Annotated in this window: 22 protein-coding genes and 1 pseudogene; 4 read left to right on the top strand and 19 right to left on the bottom strand. The window is 68.5% G+C overall.

Annotated elements, in window-relative coordinates; all coding sequences use genetic code 11:
- Positions 1 to 60 precede the first annotated feature (60 nt).
- From murB to ACGVWT_RS04765, 15 genes are all read right to left on the bottom strand, one after another.
- The gene (murB, locus tag ACGVWT_RS04835; RefSeq protein WP_315461480.1) at positions 61 to 954 is read right to left on the bottom strand and encodes a UDP-N-acetylmuramate dehydrogenase; all 894 of its coding nucleotides are present in this window, start codon (positions 952 to 954) and stop codon (positions 61 to 63) included.
- Positions 948 to 1,148, bottom strand: a complete 201-nt coding sequence (locus ACGVWT_RS04830) for a hypothetical protein (RefSeq protein ID WP_315461481.1) — start codon at positions 1,146 to 1,148, stop codon at positions 948 to 950. The genes murB and ACGVWT_RS04830 overlap by 7 nt, the downstream gene beginning before the upstream one ends.
- Positions 1,145 to 2,560, bottom strand: a complete 1,416-nt coding sequence (gene murC / locus ACGVWT_RS04825; protein ID WP_315461658.1) for a UDP-N-acetylmuramate--L-alanine ligase — start codon at positions 2,558 to 2,560, stop codon at positions 1,145 to 1,147. Before murC ends, ACGVWT_RS04830 begins: the two co-directional genes overlap by 4 nt.
- A gap of 145 nt (positions 2,561 to 2,705) precedes the next feature.
- Positions 2,706 to 3,863, bottom strand: coding sequence for an undecaprenyldiphospho-muramoylpentapeptide beta-N-acetylglucosaminyltransferase (gene murG, locus ACGVWT_RS04820; RefSeq protein WP_116461760.1), 1,158 nt, complete (start codon positions 3,861 to 3,863; stop codon positions 2,706 to 2,708).
- A complete protein-coding gene (locus ACGVWT_RS04815) occupies positions 3,848 to 5,080 on the bottom strand; it encodes a putative peptidoglycan glycosyltransferase FtsW (RefSeq protein WP_315461482.1) in 1,233 nt (410 codons plus the stop codon). The genes murG and ACGVWT_RS04815 overlap by 16 nt, the downstream gene beginning before the upstream one ends.
- Positions 5,077 to 6,372 carry a UDP-N-acetylmuramoyl-L-alanine--D-glutamate ligase gene (gene murD, locus ACGVWT_RS04810; RefSeq protein WP_315461483.1) on the bottom strand — a complete coding sequence of 432 codons (1,296 nt, stop codon included), beginning with the start codon at positions 6,370 to 6,372 and terminating at the stop codon, positions 5,077 to 5,079. The genes ACGVWT_RS04815 and murD overlap by 4 nt, the downstream gene beginning before the upstream one ends.
- Positions 6,373 to 6,529: 157 nt before the next feature.
- Positions 6,530 to 7,600, bottom strand: a complete 1,071-nt coding sequence (gene mraY, locus ACGVWT_RS04805) for a phospho-N-acetylmuramoyl-pentapeptide-transferase (RefSeq protein ID WP_116461758.1) — start codon at positions 7,598 to 7,600, stop codon at positions 6,530 to 6,532.
- Positions 7,601 to 9,010, bottom strand: a complete 1,410-nt coding sequence (murF, locus tag ACGVWT_RS04800; protein WP_315461484.1) for a UDP-N-acetylmuramoyl-tripeptide--D-alanyl-D-alanine ligase — start codon at positions 9,008 to 9,010, stop codon at positions 7,601 to 7,603.
- Positions 9,011 to 9,169: 159 nt separating this feature from the next.
- Positions 9,170 to 10,585 carry a UDP-N-acetylmuramoyl-L-alanyl-D-glutamate--2,6-diaminopimelate ligase gene (locus tag ACGVWT_RS04795; RefSeq protein ID WP_315461485.1) on the bottom strand — a complete coding sequence of 472 codons (1,416 nt, stop codon included), beginning with the start codon at positions 10,583 to 10,585 and terminating at the stop codon, positions 9,170 to 9,172.
- Positions 10,586 to 10,610: 25 nt separating this feature from the next.
- The gene (locus ACGVWT_RS04790) at positions 10,611 to 12,326 is read right to left on the bottom strand and encodes a penicillin-binding protein 2 (RefSeq protein ID WP_116461755.1); all 1,716 of its coding nucleotides are present in this window, start codon (positions 12,324 to 12,326) and stop codon (positions 10,611 to 10,613) included.
- Entirely contained in the window at positions 12,323 to 12,958 is a 636-nt protein-coding gene (locus ACGVWT_RS04785; protein WP_116461754.1) for a hypothetical protein, read from the bottom strand. Before ACGVWT_RS04785 ends, ACGVWT_RS04790 begins: the two co-directional genes overlap by 4 nt.
- Positions 12,955 to 13,881 (bottom strand): 16S rRNA (cytosine(1402)-N(4))-methyltransferase RsmH, encoded by a 927-nt coding sequence (rsmH, locus tag ACGVWT_RS04780; RefSeq protein ID WP_315461486.1) that lies wholly within the window; start codon positions 13,879 to 13,881, stop codon positions 12,955 to 12,957. Before rsmH ends, ACGVWT_RS04785 begins: the two co-directional genes overlap by 4 nt.
- A complete protein-coding gene (locus tag ACGVWT_RS04775; protein WP_024310403.1) occupies positions 13,874 to 14,377 on the bottom strand; it encodes a division/cell wall cluster transcriptional repressor MraZ in 504 nt (167 codons plus the stop codon). The genes rsmH and ACGVWT_RS04775 overlap by 8 nt, the downstream gene beginning before the upstream one ends.
- A 301-nt stretch (positions 14,378 to 14,678) precedes the next feature.
- Positions 14,679 to 14,948 (bottom strand): hypothetical protein, encoded by a 270-nt coding sequence (locus ACGVWT_RS04770; protein WP_286165109.1) that lies wholly within the window; start codon positions 14,946 to 14,948, stop codon positions 14,679 to 14,681.
- 208 nt (positions 14,949 to 15,156) lie between these two features.
- Positions 15,157 to 16,125, bottom strand: a complete 969-nt coding sequence (locus tag ACGVWT_RS04765; protein ID WP_116461751.1) for a cysteine synthase A — start codon at positions 16,123 to 16,125, stop codon at positions 15,157 to 15,159.
- Between the two features lie 141 nt (positions 16,126 to 16,266).
- On the opposite strand from ACGVWT_RS04765, the gene ACGVWT_RS04760 reads away from it, so the two are divergent.
- Positions 16,267 to 16,653 (top strand): hypothetical protein, encoded by a 387-nt coding sequence (locus tag ACGVWT_RS04760; protein ID WP_116461750.1) that lies wholly within the window; start codon positions 16,267 to 16,269, stop codon positions 16,651 to 16,653.
- Between the two features lie 168 nt (positions 16,654 to 16,821).
- Positions 16,822 to 18,921, top strand: a complete 2,100-nt coding sequence (locus tag ACGVWT_RS04755) for a TonB-dependent siderophore receptor (RefSeq protein WP_394425390.1) — start codon at positions 16,822 to 16,824, stop codon at positions 18,919 to 18,921.
- A gap of 22 nt (positions 18,922 to 18,943) precedes the next feature.
- Here ACGVWT_RS04755 and ACGVWT_RS04750 read toward each other — a convergent pair whose 3' ends face one another.
- A complete protein-coding gene (locus ACGVWT_RS04750) occupies positions 18,944 to 19,942 on the bottom strand; it encodes an alpha/beta hydrolase (protein WP_315461488.1) in 999 nt (332 codons plus the stop codon).
- 185 nt (positions 19,943 to 20,127) lie between these two features.
- Here ACGVWT_RS04750 and ACGVWT_RS04745 point away from each other — a divergent pair, with 185 nt between their 5' ends.
- Together ACGVWT_RS04745 and aat are read left to right on the top strand one after the other, a co-directional pair.
- The gene (locus ACGVWT_RS04745; protein WP_315461489.1) at positions 20,128 to 20,838 is read left to right on the top strand and encodes a ParA family protein; all 711 of its coding nucleotides are present in this window, start codon (positions 20,128 to 20,130) and stop codon (positions 20,836 to 20,838) included.
- Positions 20,839 to 20,950: 112 nt separating this feature from the next.
- Complete coding sequence (gene aat / locus ACGVWT_RS04740; RefSeq protein WP_315461490.1) at positions 20,951 to 21,694, top strand: leucyl/phenylalanyl-tRNA--protein transferase; 744 nt, start codon at positions 20,951 to 20,953, stop codon at positions 21,692 to 21,694.
- Between the two features lie 35 nt (positions 21,695 to 21,729).
- Here the strand turns inward: aat and ACGVWT_RS04735 are convergent.
- The 3 genes and pseudogenes from ACGVWT_RS04735 to ACGVWT_RS04725 all read right to left on the bottom strand — a co-directional run.
- Positions 21,730 to 21,963: pseudogene (locus ACGVWT_RS04735) on the bottom strand (DUF2155 domain-containing protein); the annotation flags it as partial.
- A 209-nt stretch (positions 21,964 to 22,172) separates the two neighbouring features.
- On the bottom strand, positions 22,173 to 22,568 hold the full coding sequence (locus ACGVWT_RS04730) for an NADH:ubiquinone oxidoreductase subunit NDUFA12 (RefSeq protein ID WP_043060321.1): 396 nt from the start codon (positions 22,566 to 22,568) through the stop codon (positions 22,173 to 22,175).
- Between the two features lie 134 nt (positions 22,569 to 22,702).
- A complete protein-coding gene (locus ACGVWT_RS04725) occupies positions 22,703 to 23,203 on the bottom strand; it encodes a DUF192 domain-containing protein (protein WP_315461491.1) in 501 nt (166 codons plus the stop codon).
- Positions 23,204 to 23,205: the final 2 nt, after the last annotated feature.

Here is a 23,205-nt window from a genome sequence, read left to right as displayed (position 1 = left end):
CGCCACCGAAACGGCAGAGGTTATGGATCCCCGCCTTCGCGGGGATGACGATGGTGGCGTTCACGCCGTCACTCCCACGCGCTGAATTTCCCATTCCAACGTCACGCCCGACTGCGCCTTCACCTTGTCCCGCACCTCTTCGCCCAAACCCTCGATATCGGCGCTGCTGGCCGAGCCGAGGTTGAGCAGGAAATTACAATGTTTCTCAGATACCTGAGCGTCACCACGCCGCAAGCCCCGGCAGCCGGCGGCGTCGACCAGCGCCCAGGCCTTGTGCCCGTCGGGGTTCTTGAACGTCGATCCCCCGGTCTTCGACCGAAGCGGCTGCGACGCTTCGCGTGCCTCAGCGATGCGGTCCATTTCCGCTTGGACGACCGCCGGTTCGGCAGGCATGCCGCGGAAGGTCGCGGAGACGACGACCGCGCCTTCGGCGAGCGCGCTGTGGCGATAGGTGTAGCCGAGGTCGGCGAGGCCAAGCGTCACGCGTTCGCCGGAGCGCAGCACGACATCGGCCTCGACCAGCACGTCCTTGACCTCGCGGCCATAGGCGCCGCCGTTCATCCGCACGAAGCCGCCGACCGTACCGGGGATCGAGCGCAGGAATTCGACCCCGCCGATGCCCGCATCGCGGGCGGTCGACGACACGAGGATCCCGCTCGCCCCGCCGCCGCAGCGCAGCGTCACGTCGTCGAGCCGCTGAACTTGCGCGAACGCCTTGCCGAGCCGCACCACCACGCCCGGTACGCCGCCGTCGCGCACGATCAGGTTCGATCCCAGCCCCAGCGCCATCACCGGCACCGCCGGGTCGAGCGCAGCGAGGAACGCGGACAGGTCGTCCGCGTCCTTGGGTTCGAACAGCCACTCGGCATTCCCCCCCGCCTTGAACCAGACGAGCGGCGCCAGCGCGGCGCCCTCCGTCAGGCGCCCGCGGACCGGGGGCAGCGCAGTTACCAAGGCCCGACGCCCCAGAGCCGCGTCCACGCCTGGAAAGCCGCGAGGTTCGCCTCGGCCGCCTTGCGCGTCGCCTCCTGCGCCTCGACCATCGCGGCGCCGGCATCGACCGCGTTGCCGCCGGCCTCCAACACCTGGCGCTGGGCATCGAGCATCTGCTTCTGGAGCTTCAGGCCCGCATCGAACCAGTCGGTCATCGCCGTGCTCCGATCGCTGCGGCGAGGCCCGCCGCCCATTTGGTGATGTCGCCCGCGCCGAGGCAGACGACCATGTCGTTGGGCTGGATCGTCGCGGCGAGTTCGTCGGCCAGCGCATCGGCATCGGCGACGGTCGCGGCGGAGCGATGGCCGCGGCGCTTCAATCCCTCGACCAAGGCCTGCGCATCGACGCCCTCGACCGGCGCCTCGCCCGCGGCATAGACCGGGGTCACGAGCACGCGGTCGGCGTCGTTGAACGCGGTCTGGAAGTCTTCCATCAGGCTGCCGAGGCGCGAATAGCGGTGCGGCTGGACGACGGCGATCACGCGCCCCTCCGCGCCTTCGCGTGCGGCGGCGAGCACGGCGCGGATTTCGACCGGGTGGTGGCCGTAATCGTCGATGATCGTGACGTTGCCGTCCTCCATCGCCACTTCGCCGACATGCGTGAAGCGGCGCTTGACGCCACCGAACGCGGAAAAGCCGCGCTGGATCGTCTCATCGGGAATGCCGAGTTCCAGCGCCACGCCGATCGCGGCGAGCGCGTTCTGGACATTGTGGCGGCCGGGCATCGGCAGTTCGATATTCTCGATCGAGCGGCTGGTGCCGTCACGTTCCCGCACGATGCATTCGAAGCGGTTGCCGCCCGGCACCGGGGTGACGTTGATGCCGCGTACGTCGGCCTGTGCGGAGAAGCCGTAAGTGACGACGCGCCGGTCACGGACGCGCGGCAGGATGTTCTGCACCTCCGGGTGGTCGAGGCAGAGCAAGGCTGCGCCGTAGAAGGGCACGTTTTCGACGAATTCGACGAACGCGTCCTTCACACCGTCGAAGCTGCCGTAATGGTCGAGGTGTTCGGGATCGATGTTGGTGACGACCGCGATCGTGCCGTCGAGGCGCAGGAAGCTGCCGTCGCTCTCGTCGGCCTCGACCACCATCCAGTCGCTGGCGCCCAGGCGCGCGTTGCTGCCGTAGCTGTTGATGATGCCGCCGTTGATGACGGTGGGGTCGACGCCGCCGGCATCGAGCAGCGCAGCGACCATCGAGGTCGTGGTCGTCTTGCCGTGCGTGCCGGCCACCGCGACGGTGGATTTGAGGCGCATCAGCTCGGCGAGCATTTCCGCGCGGCGGACGACGGGGATGCGCCGTTCCAGCGCCGCCTCGACCTCCGGGTTGGTCCGCGTGATCGCCGTCGAGGTAACGACGACGGCAGCGTCCGCCACGTTCTCCGCGGCATGGCCGATCGTGACTGCGATGCCCTTGTCGCGCAGGCCCTGCACCACATAGCCTTCGGCGACGTCCGAGCCCTGCACGGTATAGCCGAGGTTCTTCATCACTTCGGCGATGCCCGACATGCCGATGCCGCCGATGCCGACGAAGTGGATCGGACCGATATCCGTTGCGACGCCGCGGATCATCGTACTCCTCCCCGGAACGGGGAGGTGGCAGCCGTCAGGCTGACGGAGGGGCAGCCAAGCAGAGCCGCCGCCTGGTGCTGCCCCTCCGCCATGCTGCGCATGGTCCCCCTCCCCGTACCGGGGAGGAATGCCATCTTGCCCATCATGCCGTCACCGCCTTGGGCTTGGTCGGCACGCCGACGGGGAGGCGCGACAGCGGCGCGTCGAGGCTTTCGACCAGATCGGCGAGGTCGCTGACCGCGGTCGGGCGGCCGACGCTTTTCGCGCGGGCGGCGGCATTTTCCAGCGCCGCGGGGTCGAGGCCCAGTTTCTGCATCTGCTTGGCTAGCTCCACGGCGGTAAATTCGGGCTGCGGGATGGTGCGTGCGCCGCCCGCCCGCGTGATCTCGCGCGCATTGGCGGTCTGGTGGTCATCCGTCGCGCCGGGCAGCGGCACGAGGATCGCCGGGCGGCCCGCCGCGGTCAGCTCTGCGATGGTGGACGCGCCGGCGCGCGCGATCACGAGGTGCGCCCAGGCGAGCTGTTCGGGCATGTCGGGCAGGTACGTCGCCAGTTCGGCCGGAATCTGATGCTCGGCATATTGCGCGCGCACCGCGTCGATATCCTCGATCCGCGCCTGATGCGTCACCTGCAGGCGGCGGCGGAAGGTGACGGGCAGCATGGCGAGACCGTCGGGCACCACCTGGCTGAGGATGCTCGCGCCCTGGCTGCCGCCGGTGACGAGGACGCGGAAGATGCCGTCCTCTTCCAGCAGCGGATAGGGTTTTGCACGCAAGGCGAGCACCGCGTCGCGCACCGGGTTGCCGACGAGGTGGACCTTGTTCTCGTGCTTGGCGGCAAGGCGTTCGGTCGTTTTGTACGAGGTCGCGATCGCATCGACCTTACCCGCGACAACGCGGTTGACGCGGCCGAGGACAGCATTCTGTTCGTGCACCGCGGTCGGGATCTTCTCCGCAAACGCCGCGAGCAGCGCGGGGAAGGCGGGATAGCCGCCGAAGCCGATCACGGCGGCGGGCTTGAATGTGCGGTACAGCTCGCGCGCCATCGCCCGACCGCGCAGCATCTCGCGCACCGCGCTCGCCCAGCCCTGCGGCTTCTTCACCTGGAAGCGACCGGCGGGGAGGACGTGCGTCTGGACGTTCTCGAACAGGCCCGGGAAGCGGACGCCGCGTGCATCGCTGACCAGCGCCACGCGATGGCCGCGCCGGGTCAGCTCCTCCGCCAGCGCCGCGGCGGGGACCATGTGACCGCCCGTGCCACCGGCTGCCAGGACGTAATGCTTGCTCAATTCGAACCCCATCTCACCACATACGGGCTGCGCGTCAGGAATGGATTGCGCCGGGTGAAGGCGAGCAGCAACCCCATGCCGATCGACAGCGCGATCATCGACGACCCGCCATAGCTGATGAACGGCAGCGTCATACCCTTGGACGGGGCAAGGCCGGTGTTGACCGCCATCGACACCAGCGCCTGCGCGCCGAACTGCACCGCAAGACCGCTGGCGGCGAGCAGCTTGAATTCGTCCTGCTCGTCCAGCAGCTTGACGAAGACGCGCACGACGATCGCCAGGAAGACAAGCGCGATGATCGCGCAGGCGATCAGGCCGAATTCCTCGCCGATCACCGAATAGATATAGTCGGTATGCGCTTCGGGCAGGCCGAACTTCACCGTACCGCCGCCGGGGCCGGTGCCGGTCCAGCCGCCGCTGGTGATCGTCGCGTGTGCGGCGTTGGTCTGGAAGTGATCGCTCGCGCCCTCGCCTTCGACGCTCGGGAACAGGAAGGCGTCGATGCGGTTGCGAGCCGTGCTGTAGAACATATAGGCGCACACGAGGCCGACCGGCACCATCGCAATGATCCCGCCCAGCACGCGCATCGGCGTGCCGGCGATCATCAGCAGCGCCATCCATACGGTGCAGAAGATCACCGTCTGCCCGAAGTCGGGCTGCATCATCAGCAGCAGCGCGATCAGCCCGGTCATCGCGCCGGTGATGAGTACGGTCGGCAGCGTCGGATCCTTCGCCTTCAGCGACAGCAGCCAGGCGACCGTCACGATGAAGAGCGGCTTTAAAAATTCGGACGGCTGGAAAGAGGCGAAGCCATAGCCGATCCAGCGCCGCGCGCCGTTGATGCTGTTGCCAACGAAGGGCGTGAGCGCGAGGCAGACGATCAGCACTGCCGCCCCGATGAGCGCCAGCCGGCGGGCGAGCGGCACCGGCAGCATCGACACGCCGAACAGCACGGGCAGCGAGATGCCGACCCAGATCAGCTGACGCCAGAAATAATAGAGCGCGGTGAATTTGTGATGCTCGCCCGAATAGCGGACCGCGGTGGCGGGGCTCGCCGCCGCCACCGCCACCAGCCCGATCGCGATCAGGAACAAGGTGAGCAGCAGGAGCATCCGGTCGATGTCCCAGAACCAGGTGCCGAGCGGCGAACGGTCGCCGCGACCGCCGCTGCGCTTCACCTTGGCGATCAGGCTGTCGCGTTCCCCCTCGGTCATGCTGGCGCCCGTCATGCTAAAGCCTCGACAGCCGCGCGGAACGCAGCACCCCGCGCCTCGTAATCGCGGAACTGGTCGAAACTAGCACAGGCCGGCGACAACAGCACGACCTCTCCAGGCTGCGCCGCAGCGGCGGCGGCGCGGACGGCGGTGGCGAGGTCGCCGCTGCGTTCGACGTAGGGGAGCTTGGGGGTCAGGATGTCGGCGAACAGCTCGGCCGCCTCGCCGATCGTATAGGCCGCGACGACGTGGCTTAGGAACGGCGCGCAGGCGTCGAGATCGTCGCCCTTGCGCTTGCCACCGACGATCCAGTGGATGCGCTCGAACGCGCCGAGCGCGGGCGCGGTGCTTTCGGGGTTGGTCGCCTTGCTGTCGTCGATGAACGCGACGCCGTTGTGCTCGGCGACGCGCTCCATGCGGTGGGGCAGGCCGGTGAAGGTGCGGAGGGCGGTCTCGATCACCCCGACTTGCACATCAAGCTTCGCGCAGACGATCATTGCCGCGGCAGCATTCTGGGCATTGTGCGGCCCTTGCAGCGAGGGCCAATCCGCGACGTTGCCGATCGGCTCCGAGCCGATAACTACGACGTGCTCGTTGCGCGCCGACAGGCTGTGAGCGATCTGGTCCGACGCTTCGTCACCAACCCCGATTACCGCATCGTGATCGTCGGACTGCATGGCAAACAGCCGCGCCTTGGACGCCGCATAGCCCTCGAACCCATCATAGCGGTCGAGGTGATCGGGTGTGATGTTGAGCAGCACCGCGACGTCGCAATCGAGCGTCTGCGTCAGGTCGATCTGATAGCTCGACAGTTCGAGTACGTAGACGCCGCCCTCCGGCAGCGGATCCTGTTCGAGGATCGGCAGGCCGATGTTGCCGCCCATCAGCGTCGGGACGTCGGCGGTCTTCAGGATATGGTGGACCAGCGCGGTCGTCGTCGACTTGCCATTGGTGCCGGTGATGCCGACGACCTTGTGCGGCGGCAGTTCGGCGCGGGCCTGCGCGAACAGTTCGATGTCGCCGATTACCGGCACGCCCGCCGCGCGCGCCTGCGCGACCAACGGATGCGTGTTGAGCGGCACGCCGGGCGACACGACCAGCCCGGCGGCGCCGGTGAGGTCGAGCGTGGCGGGGTCGTGGACGATGACGCCGTCGATCGCTTGCGCGCGCTCGCGGGCGGCGGGATCGCTGTCCCAGGCGACGACGTACGCACCGGCTGCGGCGAGCGCGCGGACGGTCGCCATGCCGGAGCGGGCAAGGCCGAGGACGGCGTAGCGTTGGCCCTTCCAGGCGGTGGAGAGGATCATGCCGCTGCTGCCAAACACGCGTCGCCACCCCGGACTTGGTCCGGGGTCCACTCTGCGGCGAGGGACGCGGCTAGAGGAGCACAGCGACCCCTCGTGGCCCGGTGGACCCCGGACCAAGTCCGGGGTGACGGTGTGTTTGGGGCGACCGGCATCGTCCTCACCGCAGCTTCAGCGTTGACAGGCCGGCGAGCGCCAGCACGAGGCTGATGATCCAGAAACGGATGACGACGGTCGGCTCGCTCCAGCCCAATTGTTCGAAATGGTGGTGGATCGGCGCCATGCGGAACACGCGCTTGCCGGTGCGCTTGTAGAAGAACACCTGGATGATGACCGACAGCGCCTCCACGACGAACAGGCCGCCGATGATGCCCAGCACGATCTCATGGTGCGCGACGACCGCGATCGTGCCGAGTGCGCCGCCCAGCGCGAGGCTGCCGGTATCGCCCATGAATACCGCAGCGGGCGGTGCGTTGAACCACAGGAAGGCGAGTCCGGCGCCGACCACCGCGCCGCAGAAGATCGCGAGTTCGCCCGCGCCCGGCACGTGCGGGATGCCGAGATAGGTCGCGAACTTCACGTTACCCGCGAGGTAGACGATCAGCATGAACGCGACGGAGGCGATGATGACCGGCATCGTCGCGAGGCCATCGAGCCCGTCGGTCAGATTCACCGCATTGCCGAAGGCGACGATGGTGAAGGCGGCGAACAGCGGGAAGAAATAACCGAGGTCGAGGTACAGGCGATCGGTGAACGGCAGGTACAGGTGCGGGCCGTTCTGCTGCATGATGATCCACGACGCGATGCCGGCGATGGCGAATTCGAGCAGCAGCCGGGTCTTGCCCGACACGCCGGCGGTGCTCGCTTTGCGCACCTTGTCGTAATCGTCGAGGAAACCGATCGCGCCGAAGCCGAGCGTCACGAACAGGCACGCCCAGACATAGGGGTTGCTGAGGTCCATCCAGATCAGGATCGCGAGCGCCATGCTGGTCAGGATCATCAGCCCGCCCATCGTCGGCGTGCCCCGCTTGGCCAGGTGCGTCTGCGGGCCGTCGGCGCGGATCGGCTGCCCCTTGCCTTGGCGCACGCGCAGCCAGCCGATGAAGCGTGGCCCGATGATCAAGCCGATGAAGAGCGCGGTCGCCACCGCCGCCCCTGTCCGGAAGGACTGGTAGCGGATAAGGTTCAGCAGCCCGGTGAAGCCCAGGTGCTCGGCGATCCAGTACAGCATTTACGTTCCGCCCCCCAAGCGATCCTCGATCGCAATACCTGACTCTAGGCCCGCGACCAGGCGCGACAGGCCGACACCATTGGACCCTTTGACGAGTACCGCGTCTCCTGCCCGGACCAGGTTCTTCAGCCGGTCCAGCGCCGTCGCAGCATCCGGCACATGCATGATGTCGACGCGTCCCTCAAGGGCCTCGGCCAGCGGCGCCATCGCTTCGCCGACGAGCAGCGCCGTTTCGACGCGCGCGGCAAGGATCGGTTCGGCGAGGGCGGCGTGATAGGCAGCGGAATCGTCGCCCAACTCGCGCATCTCGCCCAGCACCGCGACGTGCCGGCCCGGCTCTTCGGCCAGCACCGCCAGCGTCGCGCGCATCGAGGCGGGGTTGGCGTTGTAGCTTTCGTCTATGACCAGCATCTGGCCCTCACCGACACGCGTGGTGCGCCGCAGGCCCCGCCCAGCGAGGCCGCCCATTTCGGCAAGCGCAAGGCCGGCACGGGCAAGGTCGGCGCCGGCAGCATCGACCGCCGCCAGCACGGCCAGCGCGTTCGACACCCAATGCATGCCCGGCTGCGACAGCGTGAACGACAGTTCGCGTGCGCCCACCTTCGCCGTGACGAACGAGCCGCCCGAGGGCAGCCGCATCGCCTCGACCGCATGGACGTCGGCGCCCTTGCTCAGGCCGAAGGTGACGGTGCGCGCGGCATAGGGGGCGGCGGCCGCCATCAGCCGGTCGCGATGCGGGCTGTCATAGGGGATGATCGCGGTGCCGCCTGGCGATCCATCAGGGGCCTCGAGGCCCTGGAAGATCTCGCCCTTGGCGTCGGCGATGGCGCTTTCGTCCGGGAAGAATTCGGTGTGGGCGGGGGCGATGGCGGTGACGATCGCGATATGCGGACGGACGAGGCGCGTGAGCTGCGACAGCTCGCCCGCGTGGTTCATGCCCATCTCGAACACACCGATTTGGGTGTCGCGCGGCATACGCGCGAGGCTGAGCGGCACGCCGGTATGGTTGTTGTAGCTTTTGACCGAGCGATGCACTGCGCCCGTCAGCAACCGGTCGAGGGCCGCGAACAGCGCTTCCTTGGCGCTGGTCTTCCCCACCGAGCCGGTGACGCCGATCACCGTGCCGCCCATGCGGGCGCGGGCGGCACGGCCGAGATCGTTCAATGCGGCGAAGGTATCGGCGACCCGGACGTGCGGATGAGGCGTGTCGGCCGACACGATCGCCCCGGCCGCCCCTTGCGCGAACGCCTGATCAAGGAAGCGGTGGCCGTCGGTGCTGTCGCCGGTGAGTGCGATGAACAGGTCGCCTGGGCCGACCTCACGACTGTCGAACGCTACGCCGGTCACGGCGAAGTCGGTCGAGGCGGTGCCGGATGTGGCGGCGGCGATCTCGGTGGCGGTCCAGAGCATCTTAGTTCCTCCCCAAGCCCGCTTGGGGAGGGGGACCGGCGAAGCCGGTGGAGGGGCGGCGGCCGCAGTCCGCCGTCTGCGACGGCGCCCCCTCCACCACCGGTCTGCGACCGGCGGTCCCCCTCCCCCCGCTGCGCGCGGGGAGGACTGACAGAGCACTCACGCCGCATACTCCCGCGCCACGCTGACGTCGTCGAACGGCAGCACCAGGTCGCCGACGATCTGGCCCTGCTCATGGCCCTTGCCGGCGATGAGCACGATGTCCCGCGGGCCGGCTTCGCGGATCGCGGTGGCGATCGCTTCGCGGCGGTCGCCGATTTCGCGGGCGTCGGGTGCGCCCTTCAGGATCGCGGCGCGGATCGCGGCGGCATCCTCGGTGCGGGGATTGTCGTCGGTGACGATCGCGAGGTCGGCCTGCATCTGCGCGACCTGCCCCATCGTCTCGCGCTTGCCCGCGTCGCGGTCACCGCCCGCACCGAAAACGACGATCAGCCGGCCGCCGGCATGCGGCTTCAACGCGGCGATCGCCGCCTCCAGCGCGTCGGGCGTGTGCGCATAGTCGACGTAGACGGGCGCGCCGCCGCGGGCGATCGCAGCGCGCTCCAGCCGCCCGCGGACGGGTTGCAGGCGGGCGAGATTGGCGATCGTCTGCGTCACGTCCCCGCCGGTCGCGATGACCAGCCCCGCCGCGACGAGCGCATTCGCCGCCTGATAGCCGCCGATCAGCGGCAGCGTGACGCGATGCGTCGCGCCCTCCGCCTCGATCACGAGCCCTTGCCCCAGCAAGGTCGGATCGCGCTCGACCAGGCGCAGCGTGCTCCCGCGCTCGCCGACCGTCACCAGCCGGTTGCCGCGCGCCTGGGCAAGGTCGATCACCCGCGCCGATTCGACGTCGTCCGCCCAGACGACCGCGGCGCCATCGGGACTGAGCACTTCGGAAAACAGCCGCAGCTTGGCGGTGAGATAGGCGCCCATGTCGCCGTGATAGTCGAGATGATCGCGGCTGAGGTTGGTGAAGGCCGCCGCGGCGACGCGCAGCCCCTCGGTGCGATATTGCGTCAGGCCATGGCTCGATGCCTCGAAGGCGACATGCGTCACGCCCTCGCGCGCCAGCCCGGCGACGTTGGACAGGAAGGTGACGACGTCGGGCGTCGTCAGCCCGGTCGTCACGCGTTCGTCGGCCGTGGTGACGCCCAGCGTCCCGATCGAGGCGGCATGTTCGCCCGCCATCCGCCACAATTGCCGCGTCATTTCGACGGTGGAGGTCTTGCCGTTCGTGCCGGTCACGGCAACCGCGACCTCTGGAAACGGCGCGAAGAATTGCGCGGCGAGCTGCGCGAAGCGTTCGCGCGGGCTGTCGGACGCAATCGCGACCGCACCCTCGACCGGCACGCCCGGCCGCGTCACGACGGCGATCGCACCCGATCGCACCGCATCGGCGATATAATCCTCGCCATTCACCCGCGCGCCCTGAAACGCGCCGAAGACGGTGCCCGGCGCGACCTTGCGATGGTCGATCGCAAAGCCGGTGACCACCGCCTCTTCACTCCCGCCGGTGAGCGTCCCCAGCTTCATGTCGCGCTCCTCAATAATCGGCTCGTCAATTGCCGTTCGCCTGCTTCGGCGGCGTCTCCTGCCAGATCAGCGGCATCATGTCAGCGACGTCGATGTCGTGCTGGGCATCGGGCACCACGCCCAGCATCGAACCAACGCGCGAAATCGTCCGGCCGACGACGGGCGCGGCGTTCCATGCCGCGGTCTTCCAGCCGCCCGTCTCCTTCGTGCCCTGCGGCGAATCGAGCATCGCGAGCACGACGTATTTCGGCGCATCCATCGGGAAAGCCGCGGCAAAGGTCGCGACGTTGCGCGAATGGTCGTAGCCGCCCGCGACCGCCGCCTCGGCGGTGCCGGTCTTGCCGCCGACGCGATAGCCGGGGGCTTCGCCCTTGCGGCCCGTGCCGCGCAGCACGATCAGCCGCAGCATCTGGCGCATCTTGTAGCTGGTCGCCTCGCTGATCACGCGGCGGCCGGCGGGCGCCTGCCCCGGCGCGATCTTCATCAGCGTTGCCGGACGCCAGATGCCGCCATTGACCAACGCCGCATAGGCGCTGGCGAGGTGCAGCGGCGTCACCGCGATGCCGTGACCATAAGCCGTCGTCATCGTCGTCGTGCGCGCCCAGTAATGTGGCCACAGCGGCCGGCCCTTTTCGCGCAACTCAATGTCGGGCCGGGTGTCGAAGCCCAGCTTGCGGAACATCGTCTGCATCTTTTGCGGGCCCACCTCGTCGGCGATCCGCGCGGTGGCGATGTTGGAGGAATAGATCAGCGTTTCGGGCATCGACAGCCAGCGCTGCGGATCGCCGCGCTCGTCGTGAATGGTGAAGCCGCCGACCTTCAGCGGATGCGTCGCGTCGAACTTGCGGTTCATCGTGATCGTGCCGGTGTCGATCGCGGTCGCCACGGTGATCGGCTTGAAGGTCGACCCCAGCTCGAACACGCTCTGCGTGGTCAGGTTGCGCAGCTCTTCGCTGCCCGCCATGCCGACGCGATTGGGGTTGAACGTGGGCAGCGAAACCATCGCGAGCACTTCGCCCGTGTGCACGTCCATCACGATGCCGCCTGCCCCGCGTGCGGAGAAGGTGCCCATCGCGCGGCCGAGCTCGCTCTCCATCGCCGCCTGCACGCGCGCGTCGATCGCCAGTGCGACCGGCTTGCCCGCCTGCGCCGGATCGAGCAGCCGTTCGTCGAGCACGCGCTCCATACCGCTCATGCCGTGGCCGTCGGTCGACAGGAAGCCGAGCGCGTGCGCCGCCATCGTCGATTGCGGGTACAGGCGCTGCGTTTCGCGCGCGAAGACCAGCGCCGGCTCGCCGATCGCATTCACCTGCTCGACCAGCGCCGGGCTGGCGCGGCGCTGCAGATAGACGAAGCTGATGTTGCGGGTAAGCTGATGATAGAACCACGCCTGGTCGCCGCGATCGGGCATCAGCGCCGCGAGCCGGGCGGCGATCTCCATCTTGTCGCCGATGATCTTTTGCGGATGGACCGCGATCGTCCACGCATCGATCGTCCGCGCGAGCGGCGCGCCGTTGCGATCGACGATATCGCCGCGCGCCGCCAGTGCCGCCGTCCGCGCCGCCGCCTCGCCGCCCGACAGAATGCCGAGCATCGCCAGCCGGCCGATGATCAGCACCACCGCCGCCGCGAACAGCATCATCAGCATCATCAGCCGCATATGCGACGTCGCGACCAGCGCATGACGCTGGCCGGCGCTGCGATGCTGGGCCTGGGCTGGACGGGCGACGATGACGGTCAACGTTTGCGGGCCTCGGCGCGCGCGCTGCTGAGGATATCGCCCAGCGTGCTGTCGGACAGCAGCTTCTTGTCGAGCATCGCGACCGCCTCAGGCCGCACCTTCGCGACCGCCGCCTTGGCACGGGCCGCCTCGTTCAGCTTCGCCAGCATCGGCGCGCTCTTTTCGATGGCGGCGACCTTGATCACCGCGCGCTGCGCCTTGGGCATCGCGGCTGCGACCTGCACCACCGCTGGCGCGGGCGTCGCGGCGGGCGCGGCGACGCTGACGCCCGGCTGCGACGGGACGACCAGCGACGCCATCTGCATCCCGGACTTGCCGTCGGTGGGCACGCCCACCTGATTGACGTCGAGGCTGGCGAGCGCGGCCTCGTCGGTCACGAACTGGCCGGCGGTCGGCGCGGCGAGCGACAGCGTCTCGCCGTTCCACTTTTCGAGCTGGGCGAGGTTGGCGCGCGTTTCGAACTCCGTCTCCAGCGCGCGGATATCGCGCTGTGCGGCATCGATCTTGCGATCCATGCTCTCGAGCTTCTTGCGCTCGGTCGCGACCTGCAGCGAGACCAGGTAGAAACCGAGGACGATGGCGACACAGCCACCGAACCATCCGATCCCCTTCAACCGATACGCCGCCGTCATGCCGTCACCTCTTCATTCCATGCAGGAGCGGCCGTCCGGATGGCGGTCCGCAAAGTTGCCGATCGTGCGCGCGGGTTGCGCGCCAGTTCCGCCTCGCCGGCACGGATGCCGCGGCCGACGCGCTCGAAACTGGGCGCCCGCGTCGCTCCCGCCTGCGGCAGGTGCCGCGAGCCGCCGGGCGTGTTGCCGGAGCGTTCGCGCAGGAAGCGCTTGACCATGCGATCCTCCAGGCTGTGGAACGTCACCACCGCCAGTCGGCCGCCAGGCTTCAACAGTCGTTCGGCGGCGGCGAGGCCGTCGGCCAGCTCGCCCAATTCCCGGTTCACATGGATACGGATCGCCTGGAAGGTCCGCGTCGCCGGATCCTTCTTGTCGTGCGGCCGGTGGCCCAGCGCCTTGCGCACGACGGTGGCCAATTCGCCCGTGCGGCTCAGCGGCCGCGCCGCGACGATCGCGCGCGCGACGCGGCGCGACTTGGGCTCGTCGCCATAATGGTACAGCACGTCGGCGATGGCGTCCTCGTCGGCGGTGTTCAGGAAGTCCGCGGCGCTGGGGCCATCCTGCGCCATCCGCATGTCGAGCGGGCCGTCGGATTGGAACGAAAAGCCGCGCTCCGCCTGATCGAGCTGCATGGACGACACGCCGATATCCATCGTCAGGCCATCGACGGGCGCATCGATCGCCGCTTCCATCGCGGAAAAGTCGCTGTGAACGAGCGTCAGCCCCTCGATACCGGCCGCGCGCCCTTCCCGAATCGCGTCGGGGTCGCGATCGAAGGCGATGACGGTGGCGCCGGTCTGCAGGATCGCCCGTGTGTAGCCGCCCGCACCGAAGGTGGCATCGACCATCACCTCGCCCGGGGCGGGGGCGAGTGCGGCGACCACTTCGGCGAGCAGCACGGGGATGTGGGGCGCGTCAGTCAAGCGGCACCCCCTTGTCCTGACAATAATAGCGGCAGGCAGCGACCATCTGGGGCGCGATGCCCGGCGTCGAGAGCAGGGTCTTGGGGTCCCAGATCTCGATATAGTCGAGCGTGCCCCAGAAGAAGGCATGCGCGCCGATATTGGCGTAGAAGCGCGGAAAGCCGGGCATGATGAACCGGCCGGAGCCATCGAAGGGCACCGCCTCGCCGTTCGCGCCGCCGCGCTTGATATTGTGGTCGATCTTGCCGTCCGCACCGCGCGACAGGGCGACGCGCTCGTTCAATTCGCGCTTCAGCTCGGCGATATAGGCGGGATCGTAGGCGATCAGGCAGGGCTGATCCTCGTGCGCGGCGATGATGACGGTGCCGCCGTCCTTGCCGTCGGCACGCGGGGCGTTGGCAGCCAGCGTGTGGCGGAGCGCATTGGGGATGGCGACGCGACCCTTGTCATCGACAAGAGCGAGTCCACTTCCCTGATAGTCGCCCCTTTCCAACACGCCCGTCTCGCACCCTGACGCGCACGGCTCATCGTCTGGAAAGTCGGATTTTCACCGCCTCCCATGCATTTGCGCCCAAACGCAAACGATGATGCCTGCCCCGTTGTTGACTGTCGCTACCAACAGCCAACCGGGGATGCAACGGGATTTTTGGGGATGAGCGGGGAAAAGCCCCCAGAAGGCGGCTAACCGGGCGGGAAACACCCCCATGGTGGCATGCATGCCACAGGCGCTAACCACGCGTGCGGGCGTGCGATTCCGTCGGCGCGGGGCGCCGTCCCCGGATTTCCCCGAAAAAGGATCATCGTGCGGCTTGTGCGTTGCCGGTGGCCGGGGCGACGCCGAGTTCGGCCAGCGGTTCGCCCGAGGCATCGGCCGCCGCCGCGGCGCCCGCATTGGTCATGGCGATATTCGCGACGACGTCGGCCTGGGCGGATCCGGCGGTGGCGATCGGCTTTTCGCGCGTCGCCGACCCCAGAATAGCGGTGGCGATCGCGATGAGCATGACGACGGCGACAAGGCCGATCACGCCGACCTTGATCCGTTGCATCGTCTGGTGAGTGTCTCGCACGGCTCTCATCTTGTCGCGCGGCTGTACCGCTTTGTCGGGCACTTGTCGATTGGGCGGCGAGTCGCGGGCGACAGACAGCCCCCCCACCCCACCATCATCTCCGCGCAGGCGGGGATCCAGACGCGCTGACGTCACGGCTCTATCGCCAGCGATAGCGGTTAGGGATTCCCACCTACGCGGGAATGACGAAGAGGGGGAAACTCCCTTCTCACCCCAGCCCCTTCTCCGCCCGCCATGCCGGATCATGCAGCGTCGAGAGATAGCGGAATCCCGTGTCGCACAGGATCGTCGCGATCCGCTTGCCCGGCCCCAATTGCTCCGCCAGCCGCACCGCGCCTGCGACGTTGATGCCGGACGACAGGCCCAGACACAGCCCCTCCTCGTCGAGCAGGCGGCGAACCCAGTGATAGCCCTCCTGGTCGGAGATACGGAATTGCGTGTCGATCGGCGCGCCCTCCAGATTGGCGGTGATCCGCCCCTGCCCGATCCCTTCGGCGACCGACGATCCCTCGCTGCGCAACTCGCCGTGCGCGTAATAATCGTATAGCGCCGCGCCGTGCGGATCGCTCAGCGCGATGCAGACGCGCTCGTCCTTCGCCTTCAGCCCCAGGCCGACACCCGCGATCGTGCCGCCGGTGCCCGCCGCGCAGGTGAAACCGTCGATCCGTCCGTCCATCTGCTGCCAGATCTCCTCGGCGGTGCCGACGATATGCGCGCGGCGGTTGGCGACATTGTCGAACTGGTTCGCCCAGATCGCATTGTCGCGTTCCTCGGCGATGCGGCGGCTGGTGTGAACGAAGTGGCAGGGGCTGGAATAGGGCGCCGCCGGCACCAGCACCAGCTCGGCGCCCAGCGCGCGCAGCGTGTCCATCTTCTCGCGGCTCTGCGTTTCGGGCATCACGATGATCGTGCGATAGCCCTTGGCGTTGGCGACCAGCGCCAGCCCGATGCCGGTATTGCCCGCCGTGCCTTCGACGATCGTACCGCCGGGATGGAGCACGCCGCGCGCCTCCGCATCCTCGACGATGCCCAGCGCCGCGCGATCCTTCACGCTGGCGCCCGGATTGGCGAATTCGCATTTGCCGAAGATGTCGCAGCCGCTCGCCTCGCTCGGCCCCTTCAGCCGGACGAGGGGCGTGTTGCCGATCAGGGCAAGCGTGTCTGGGGTCGTATGCATGCCCGCTAGATGGCGCGTGGCCGGGCCTGCGACAAGCAAAGCTGCACTTGGGAAGCGCAAAGCCGCACGATCAACCGAACGGCCAAATCCGACGGATCGCCTTGACGCTCCCCCTTCGCATGCGCAAAGCGTGCCCTCGCTATGAAGAGCCTCCCCCTGTTCGCCGCCACCGCCGCGCTCCTCGCGCTGGCCGCCTGCAACTCCAAGCCCGCGCAGCCGGACGTGCTGGATTCGAATCCGGATCCGATGGCCAACCAGCTCGCGAACCGCGCGCCGGTGGAACTGCCGCCCGCGATCAAGGCGGAAAAGACCTTCCGCTGCAAGGACAACAGCCTGCTGTACGTGACGCTGTTCGACGGCGACAAGCTCGCCCTCGTCAAGACGTCGCAGACCGGCACGCCTGCCCGCCTGACCGCCGAAAAGGCCGGCGAGCCGCTGACCGCCGAGGGCGGCTGGAAGCTGACCGGCAATGCGTCGAACATCACCGTGTCGCAGCCGGGCAAGGCCTCGCAGACCTGCAAGTCGTAACCCACGACTGACCGACTTTCCACAAGGGCCGGCGGATCGCTCCGCCGGCCCTTTTCTTATGCGCGGCGCAAGGCCGCCCTTCCCACATTGCTATTGCGAACTATCCGCAACTTCATTAGCTGACCGTCGAAACCGGGGCCATCCCGGCCGATCTCAGGAATTTGCTGCGTGAAATTTGCACACGATCGGCGCGTCGCCGTGTCCGTTCTTGCCATCGCCTTCGGGCTTGCGGCGCCGGCGATGGCGCAGACCACCGGCGGCGACACGCCCGCGCCCGAGGCCAATGCCGACATCGTCGTGACTGCGCGGTCGGCCAGCGCCAGCATCATCGGCAGCCACACGCCGCTGCTCCGCTATCCGCAATCGGTGCGCGTGCTGGACGAAGACGACCTGACGCCCCTCAACGCCACGCGATTGCAGGATGCGCTGGATTATGCGGGCGGCGTCACCCGCCAGAATGATTTCGGCGGCCTGTGGGATAAATATGCGATCCGCGGCTTTGCGGGCGACGAGAACACCGGCCCCGATATCCTGATCAACCGCTTCGGCAGCAATCTGGGCTATAATCCGCCGGTCGACAGCGCGACGATCGAACGCGTCGAAGTCATGAAGGGCGCGAGCGCCGCTTTGTCCGGCCGCGGCGAGCCGGGCGGATCGATCAACATCGTCACCAAGGCGCCGCTCGATCACGCGCATGCGGCCGCCAGCGCGATGGTCGGCAGCTGGGACCAGCGTCGCGTGACGGGCGACGTCGGCGGCCCGATCGCCGATGGCCTGTCCGTCCGCCTGATCGGCGTCGCGGAAGACCATGACAGCTTCCGCGATCATGTCGGCGGATCGCGCCGCCTGATCGCGCCCTCGATCGCCTGGACGCCTGCGCCGGGACTGCGCCTGCTCTATCAGGCCGAATATATGCGCAACCGGTCGGTGCTCGATCGTGGCGTGGTCGGCATCGCCGGCAACGCTCGCGCAATGGATCGCATCACCTTCCTCGGCGAGCCGGCGGACGGCCGCATCACGCAGCGTATCCTGTGGCAACAGGCGAGCCTGTTTGCGGATCTGGGATCGGGCATCGGCCTGGAGCTGGGCGGCAGCCAGCGCGACGGGTCGCTGCGCGGCTTTGGCACGATGGTCGATTTCGGCGCACGCGGCGTGCAGAGCGACGGGCGCACCGCCGGGCGCGACCGCCGCTATCATGACTTTGCATGGAACGATCTGTCGTTGCGTGCCGAAGTGACCGGGCGCCTTCGCCTGCTGGGGCTGGAGCACGATTTGCGCATCGGCGTCGATCGCGTGCGGCATGCGCTCGACTTCCGGCTCGATCGCGCACGCGGCACGACGACGCGCCCGATCTTGCTGATCGATCTGTTCGCCCCCATCTACGGCCAACCGCTGCCGACCCCGCCCGCCTCGCTCAGCCGCACCGCGTCGTTTCGCAGCGAGAGCGTCTATGCGCAGGACGTGGTCCGCCGCGGCCCCATTACGCTGCTGCTCGGCGCGCGGTGGAACAGCTTTCGCGAGGACGTCTTTAACCGGCTGACCGTCCGCGAACTCGACACGCGCGATGCCGGCGTCACGCCGCGCGCGGCCGTATCGTGGCAAGTCCGGGAGGGCGTATCGCTCTACGCCAGCCGGGGCGATTCGCTGCGGCTCAATCCGTCCGATGGCACGGCGACCTTCGATGCCGAACGCAGCCATTCGACCGAGGCGGGGGTCAAGGTCAGCCTGTTCCAGCGCCGCCTGACCGGCACCGCCGCCGTATTCGACATGGAAAAACGCAACGTGCTCAATCCCAATTCGGTCGATCCGTTCGTGAAGAGCCAGATCGGCCGCCAGCGGTCGCGTGGCGCGGAGGCGGAACTCACCTATGTCCGCCCCGACGATCTCTACGTCACCGCCGCCTATACCTATGTCGACGCGACGATCCGCAACGATCAGGACCGCACGCTGATCGGCAAGCCGCTGTCGAACGTCCCGCGCCATGCGGGCAGCCTGTTCGCGCTGAAGACGATCGGCCGCTTGGGCGTTGGCGGCGGGATCACTTACGTCGGCACGCGCGCCGGCGATCCGTTCGGCACCAGCTATCGCCTGCCCGCCTATACGATCGCGCGCGCGACGCTGAGCTATGCCGTCACGCCGCGGCTCAGCGTGCGCGCGGACGTCGATAACCTGTTCGACACCTATTATATCGCCAGTTCGTACGCGAACGTATGGACCGTCCCCGGAGCGCCGCGAAACCTGCGCGTGACGTTGGCGAACCGGTTTTAGAGTCGACCCGCGGCCGGACCGGTCACAGCATCCCGATATCGCGCAGCCACTGCTTGAGCGCCCCCGGCCATTCGCGCGTCACCGGGTCGGCGGTCGGGCGCAGGCCGAAGGCGTGGCCGCCCTTGGCATACAGGCGCATGTCGACCGGCACGCCCGCGTCGCTCAGCGCCAGGGCATAGGCCATTGGCTGGCGGATCGGGTCGGTGGAATCGTTCATCGCGTGGAGGATGAAGGTCGGCGGCGCCTTCGGGCTGATCGTCACCCAGGGTCGCAATTCCAGGCTGTTGCGGCCCTTGCTGTCATCGAGCATCCGCGCGGTATAGGCGATCACCGCATAGTCCGGGCGCGGCGATTGACGATCGGCGGCATCGGCGATGGGATAGGTCCGCGCCTCGGTATTGCTCATCGCCGCGGCCAGATAGGCACCGGCCGAAAAGCCGATGACGCCGATGCGATGCGGATCGATGCCATAGCTGGCAGCGCGCTGGCGCAGCAGCCCCATCGCCCGTTGCGCATCCTCCAGCCCCAGCAGCACCTTGGGTCGCTGCTGCTGCCCGTTCACCACTGGCCACGCTTGCGGCACCCGGTATTTCAGCACCGCGCAGGTGATCCCCTGCCGCACCGCCCAGTCGCAGATTTCCGTGCCCTCCAGGTCCATCGCCACGACGGTGAAGCCGCCGCCCGGCAGCACCAGCATGGCCGTGCCCGTGTTGCGCCCCTGCGGCCGGAAGACCGTCATCGTCGGCCGCGTGATCGATCCCGCCCAATGCCACATCCGCCCGCCGACGATCGCGGACCCGTTGCCGGTTACCTCCGGTGCATCGCCGCTGTCCGGCTTGGCGAGGCGGACGGCGGCCGCCCATAACGGCTCCTGCCGCCCACCCGCCGGCGCCTGCCACACGCCGGGCCGCGAAACGATCGGCACGGTCCTGCGCACCGGCCCGGATGCCCGCCCAGCCGTCGACGGCGCAACGGACGCGGCAAGCAGGATCGTCGATCCGAGGACGGCACGGCGCAGCATATCGAACTCCCGATCCGGATGGTGACGCAGCGCATCGCCACCTGATGCCGCCGCGCCTTGCCTCAGGCCCGTATCGGGCGGCATCGCGTCCGACAAAGCACCTTTGCTCGGACCAGCCCCCAGCTTTCCTCATGGCGTGCATGGCGCATTGCCCGATCGGGTCCATAACGGTACGATCCCGCCCCATGGCAACGATCGCGATCTACAGCTCGAAGGGCGGCGTCGGCAAAACCACGCTGGCCGTCAACCTGGCCTATTGCGCCGCCACCCTGTCGAAGCGCCGCACCGCCTTGTGGGACCTCGACCCGCAGGCAGCGAGCAGCTGGGTGCTGGGCCGCGATCCCGCCGGCGATCAGGCGCGCGCGTTGTTCACCAAGGACACCAAGGTCGCGCGCCACGCCCGGCCGACCGAGATCGCGCAGCTCGACCTGATCCCCGCCGACGCGTCGCTGCGCGATCTCGACGTGTTGCTGCACGATCTCGGCAAGAAGCGGCGGCTCGACAAATTGGTCGCCGACCTCGGCAGTTACGACCACGTGCTGCTCGATTGTCCGCCAGGGCTCACCGAAACCAGCGAACAAGTGATCCGTGCCGCGGACCTGATCGTCATGCCGATCATCCCCTCCGCCCTCGCCCAGCGCGCCGCAGAAGAAGTGGTGCGCCATCTCGGCGGCAAGGTGCCGGTGCTGCCCGTCCATATGATGGTCGACCGCCGCCGCCGCCTGCACGCCGCCGCGCTCGCCGCGCAGCCCGACTGGCCCGCCATCCCGATGGCGAGCGCGGTCGAGGCGATGGCGGATCACCGCGCGCCCGTCGCCACCTATGCGCCGCGCAGCGCGGCGGCGACCGCCTTCGCCGGCCTGTGGCGGGCGATCGAAAAGCGGGTGGCGCGCTGATCCGGCGCGGTGCGCGGATACGGCGAGTCTAAACGCACCCGCCGCTGGTGCTGGTCCGATCCGGGCCGCGCCACCTTGCCATACCCCCTCGCCACCGCCACCTTGGCCGGCGATGGAGACGCTCGACCCGAAACTCGTGCTCGGCGCCTATGCGATGGGCGTCTTCCCGATGGCGGATCACCGCGACGCCGACAGCGTCTATTGGGTCGAACCGCGTACCCGCGCGATCCTGCCGATCGACGGCTTCCACCTCTCCGCGTCGCTGCGCAAGACGATCGCGCGTGGCCGCTTTCGCGTCACCACCGACACTGCGTTCGAACGCATGATCCAGCTGTGCGCCGAAAGCGCCGACGATCGCCCGGAAACCTGGATCAACAGCGGCATCGAGCAGGTGTTCGTGACGCTGCACCGCATGGGCTATGCGCATTCGATCGAATGCTGGGACGGCGACGATCTGGTCGGTGGCCTGTACGGCCTGGCACTGGGCCGCGCTTTTTTCGGCGAATCGATGGTCAGCCGCCGGACCGATGCATCGAAGGTGGCGCTCGCCTGGCTCGTCGCGCGACTGAAGGCCGGCGGTTTCACCTTGCTCGACTGCCAGTTCCAGACGCCCCACCTCGCCTCATTGGGCGCGGTGGAGATCGACCGGAGCGATTATTGCGCGTTGCTGGCCGGCGCGCTCGACGGGGCGACCGGCTCGTCGGCGGGCGCGGCATCGTCGCCCCCGTTTGCTTCGGCATCCGCCTCGCCCGATTTCTTCGCGCTCGAGCGTGCCGCGCCGCCAGTCGCGGCCGACACCGTGTCGGGACCGGTTTCCGGCCAGGACATCGTGCAGCTCTTGGTCCACACGTCATAGACGGGGTGCTGGACGACGTTCAGCGCCGGCCGTTCCTTGAACAGCCAGCCGGAAAAGGCGCGGCGCCAGTGCCGGTCGGTGCCGCGCACGTCGAGCTGGACGAAGGCGCCGGTCAGCTGATCCTGCTCCCAGGGCGCGGTCTTTTCGCAGGCGCGCAGGCGCACGATCGCATCGCCGACACGCACCGCCTGCCCCGGCTTCAACGTCAGGTCGCGGCTGACGCCGTTGCGCTTGTTGAGCAGCCCAACGACGGCGACCCGTTCGGCCATCGGCGTGCCGCCGGTCGGCAGCGTCGTGTCGGAGGCGGCGATCGTCTCGATCCCGTCGCCCTTGGCGGGATCGGCGGGCAGATCCTGCGTCGCGACCGTGCGGTTCGCCGGACCGTTACTGCCATGCCAGGCGCGATAGCCGAAGACCCCGGCCACCGCGATCGCGACCAGCAGGACGCCGGCGGCCAGCCAGCGGCCGATCCGTGGGCTCACCCTTCGGGCGTCCACGCCTCGTAATCGCCGGTCGCGGCGGCACGCTTGCCGCCCTTCTCCAGCGAGCCCGAGGGGCGATAGGCGAGCGGCGTGCCGGTCATGTTGGGGATCGGCGGCTTCTGCCACGCACGCACCGGCGGCAGCGCGCGATCGGGCACGTCGTCGATGTGATGGTGCAGCCAGCTGAACCATTCGGGCGGCACCCGGCTGGCATCGTTCGCACCCTCATAAATCACCCAGCGCCGCTTGCGGCCGCTGCCGTCCTTGCCGCCTTCGTAATAGACGTTGCCGAGCTGGTCGGTGCCCATCTGCGCCATGCCGCGCAGACCATAGAGCATCGTGCCCCACGACGCGCCGGTCCACCAGGTGAAGGGATTGAGGTTGATGCCCATAGTGGCTCAGCGCTTACCCGTGTCCGCTGCGCCCTTCAACAGGGGATCGCGATGGGGATGACGGCCGTGGCGAGAATCCGCGTGAAGAGCGTCGGCGGCCATGCCGCCCGCGCGGAGACGCACCCGCTGCCCCGCTATTTCTCCCAGGTCACCTTGTCGCCTTCGGCGATGCCCAGGTCCGCCGCGCGGCCGCCGACCAGTTCCAGCACCGCCGCCACCGGCTCGCGCGACAGGACGGGCGTTTCGGAGAAGGGCACGGTATTTTCGGCAATCGTCGCGATCGTGCCGTCGGCGCGGATGAACAGGATGTCGAGTGGCGTCGGCGTGTTCTTCATCCAGAAGCTCGCCTGACGCGGACCGCCGCCTTCGGGCGGATAGGGCCAGAACAGCATGCCGCCGTCGGGCTTCAGGTCGGTGCGGTACATCAGCCCGCGTTCCTGCTCGGCGGGCGTGACCGCGCGTTCCACCGTGAAGCTGTGCGTGCCGTTGGCACTGGCGATCGTGATCGGCAACAGCGTCTTGGCCGCATCCTTCGCCGGCGTATCGTGCGAGAAGACACCGGTCTGCACCGCGACCCCGGCCGCGCCCAGCCCCAGCGCCGCGACGATCGCCACCAGCGCCTTCGTTCCGATCATCG

Source organism: Sphingomonas sp. S6, from assembly GCF_043498045.1.
GTDB lineage: Bacteria > Pseudomonadota > Alphaproteobacteria > Sphingomonadales > Sphingomonadaceae > Sphingomonas.
This window is presented reverse-complemented; position numbering and strand designations above follow the sequence as displayed.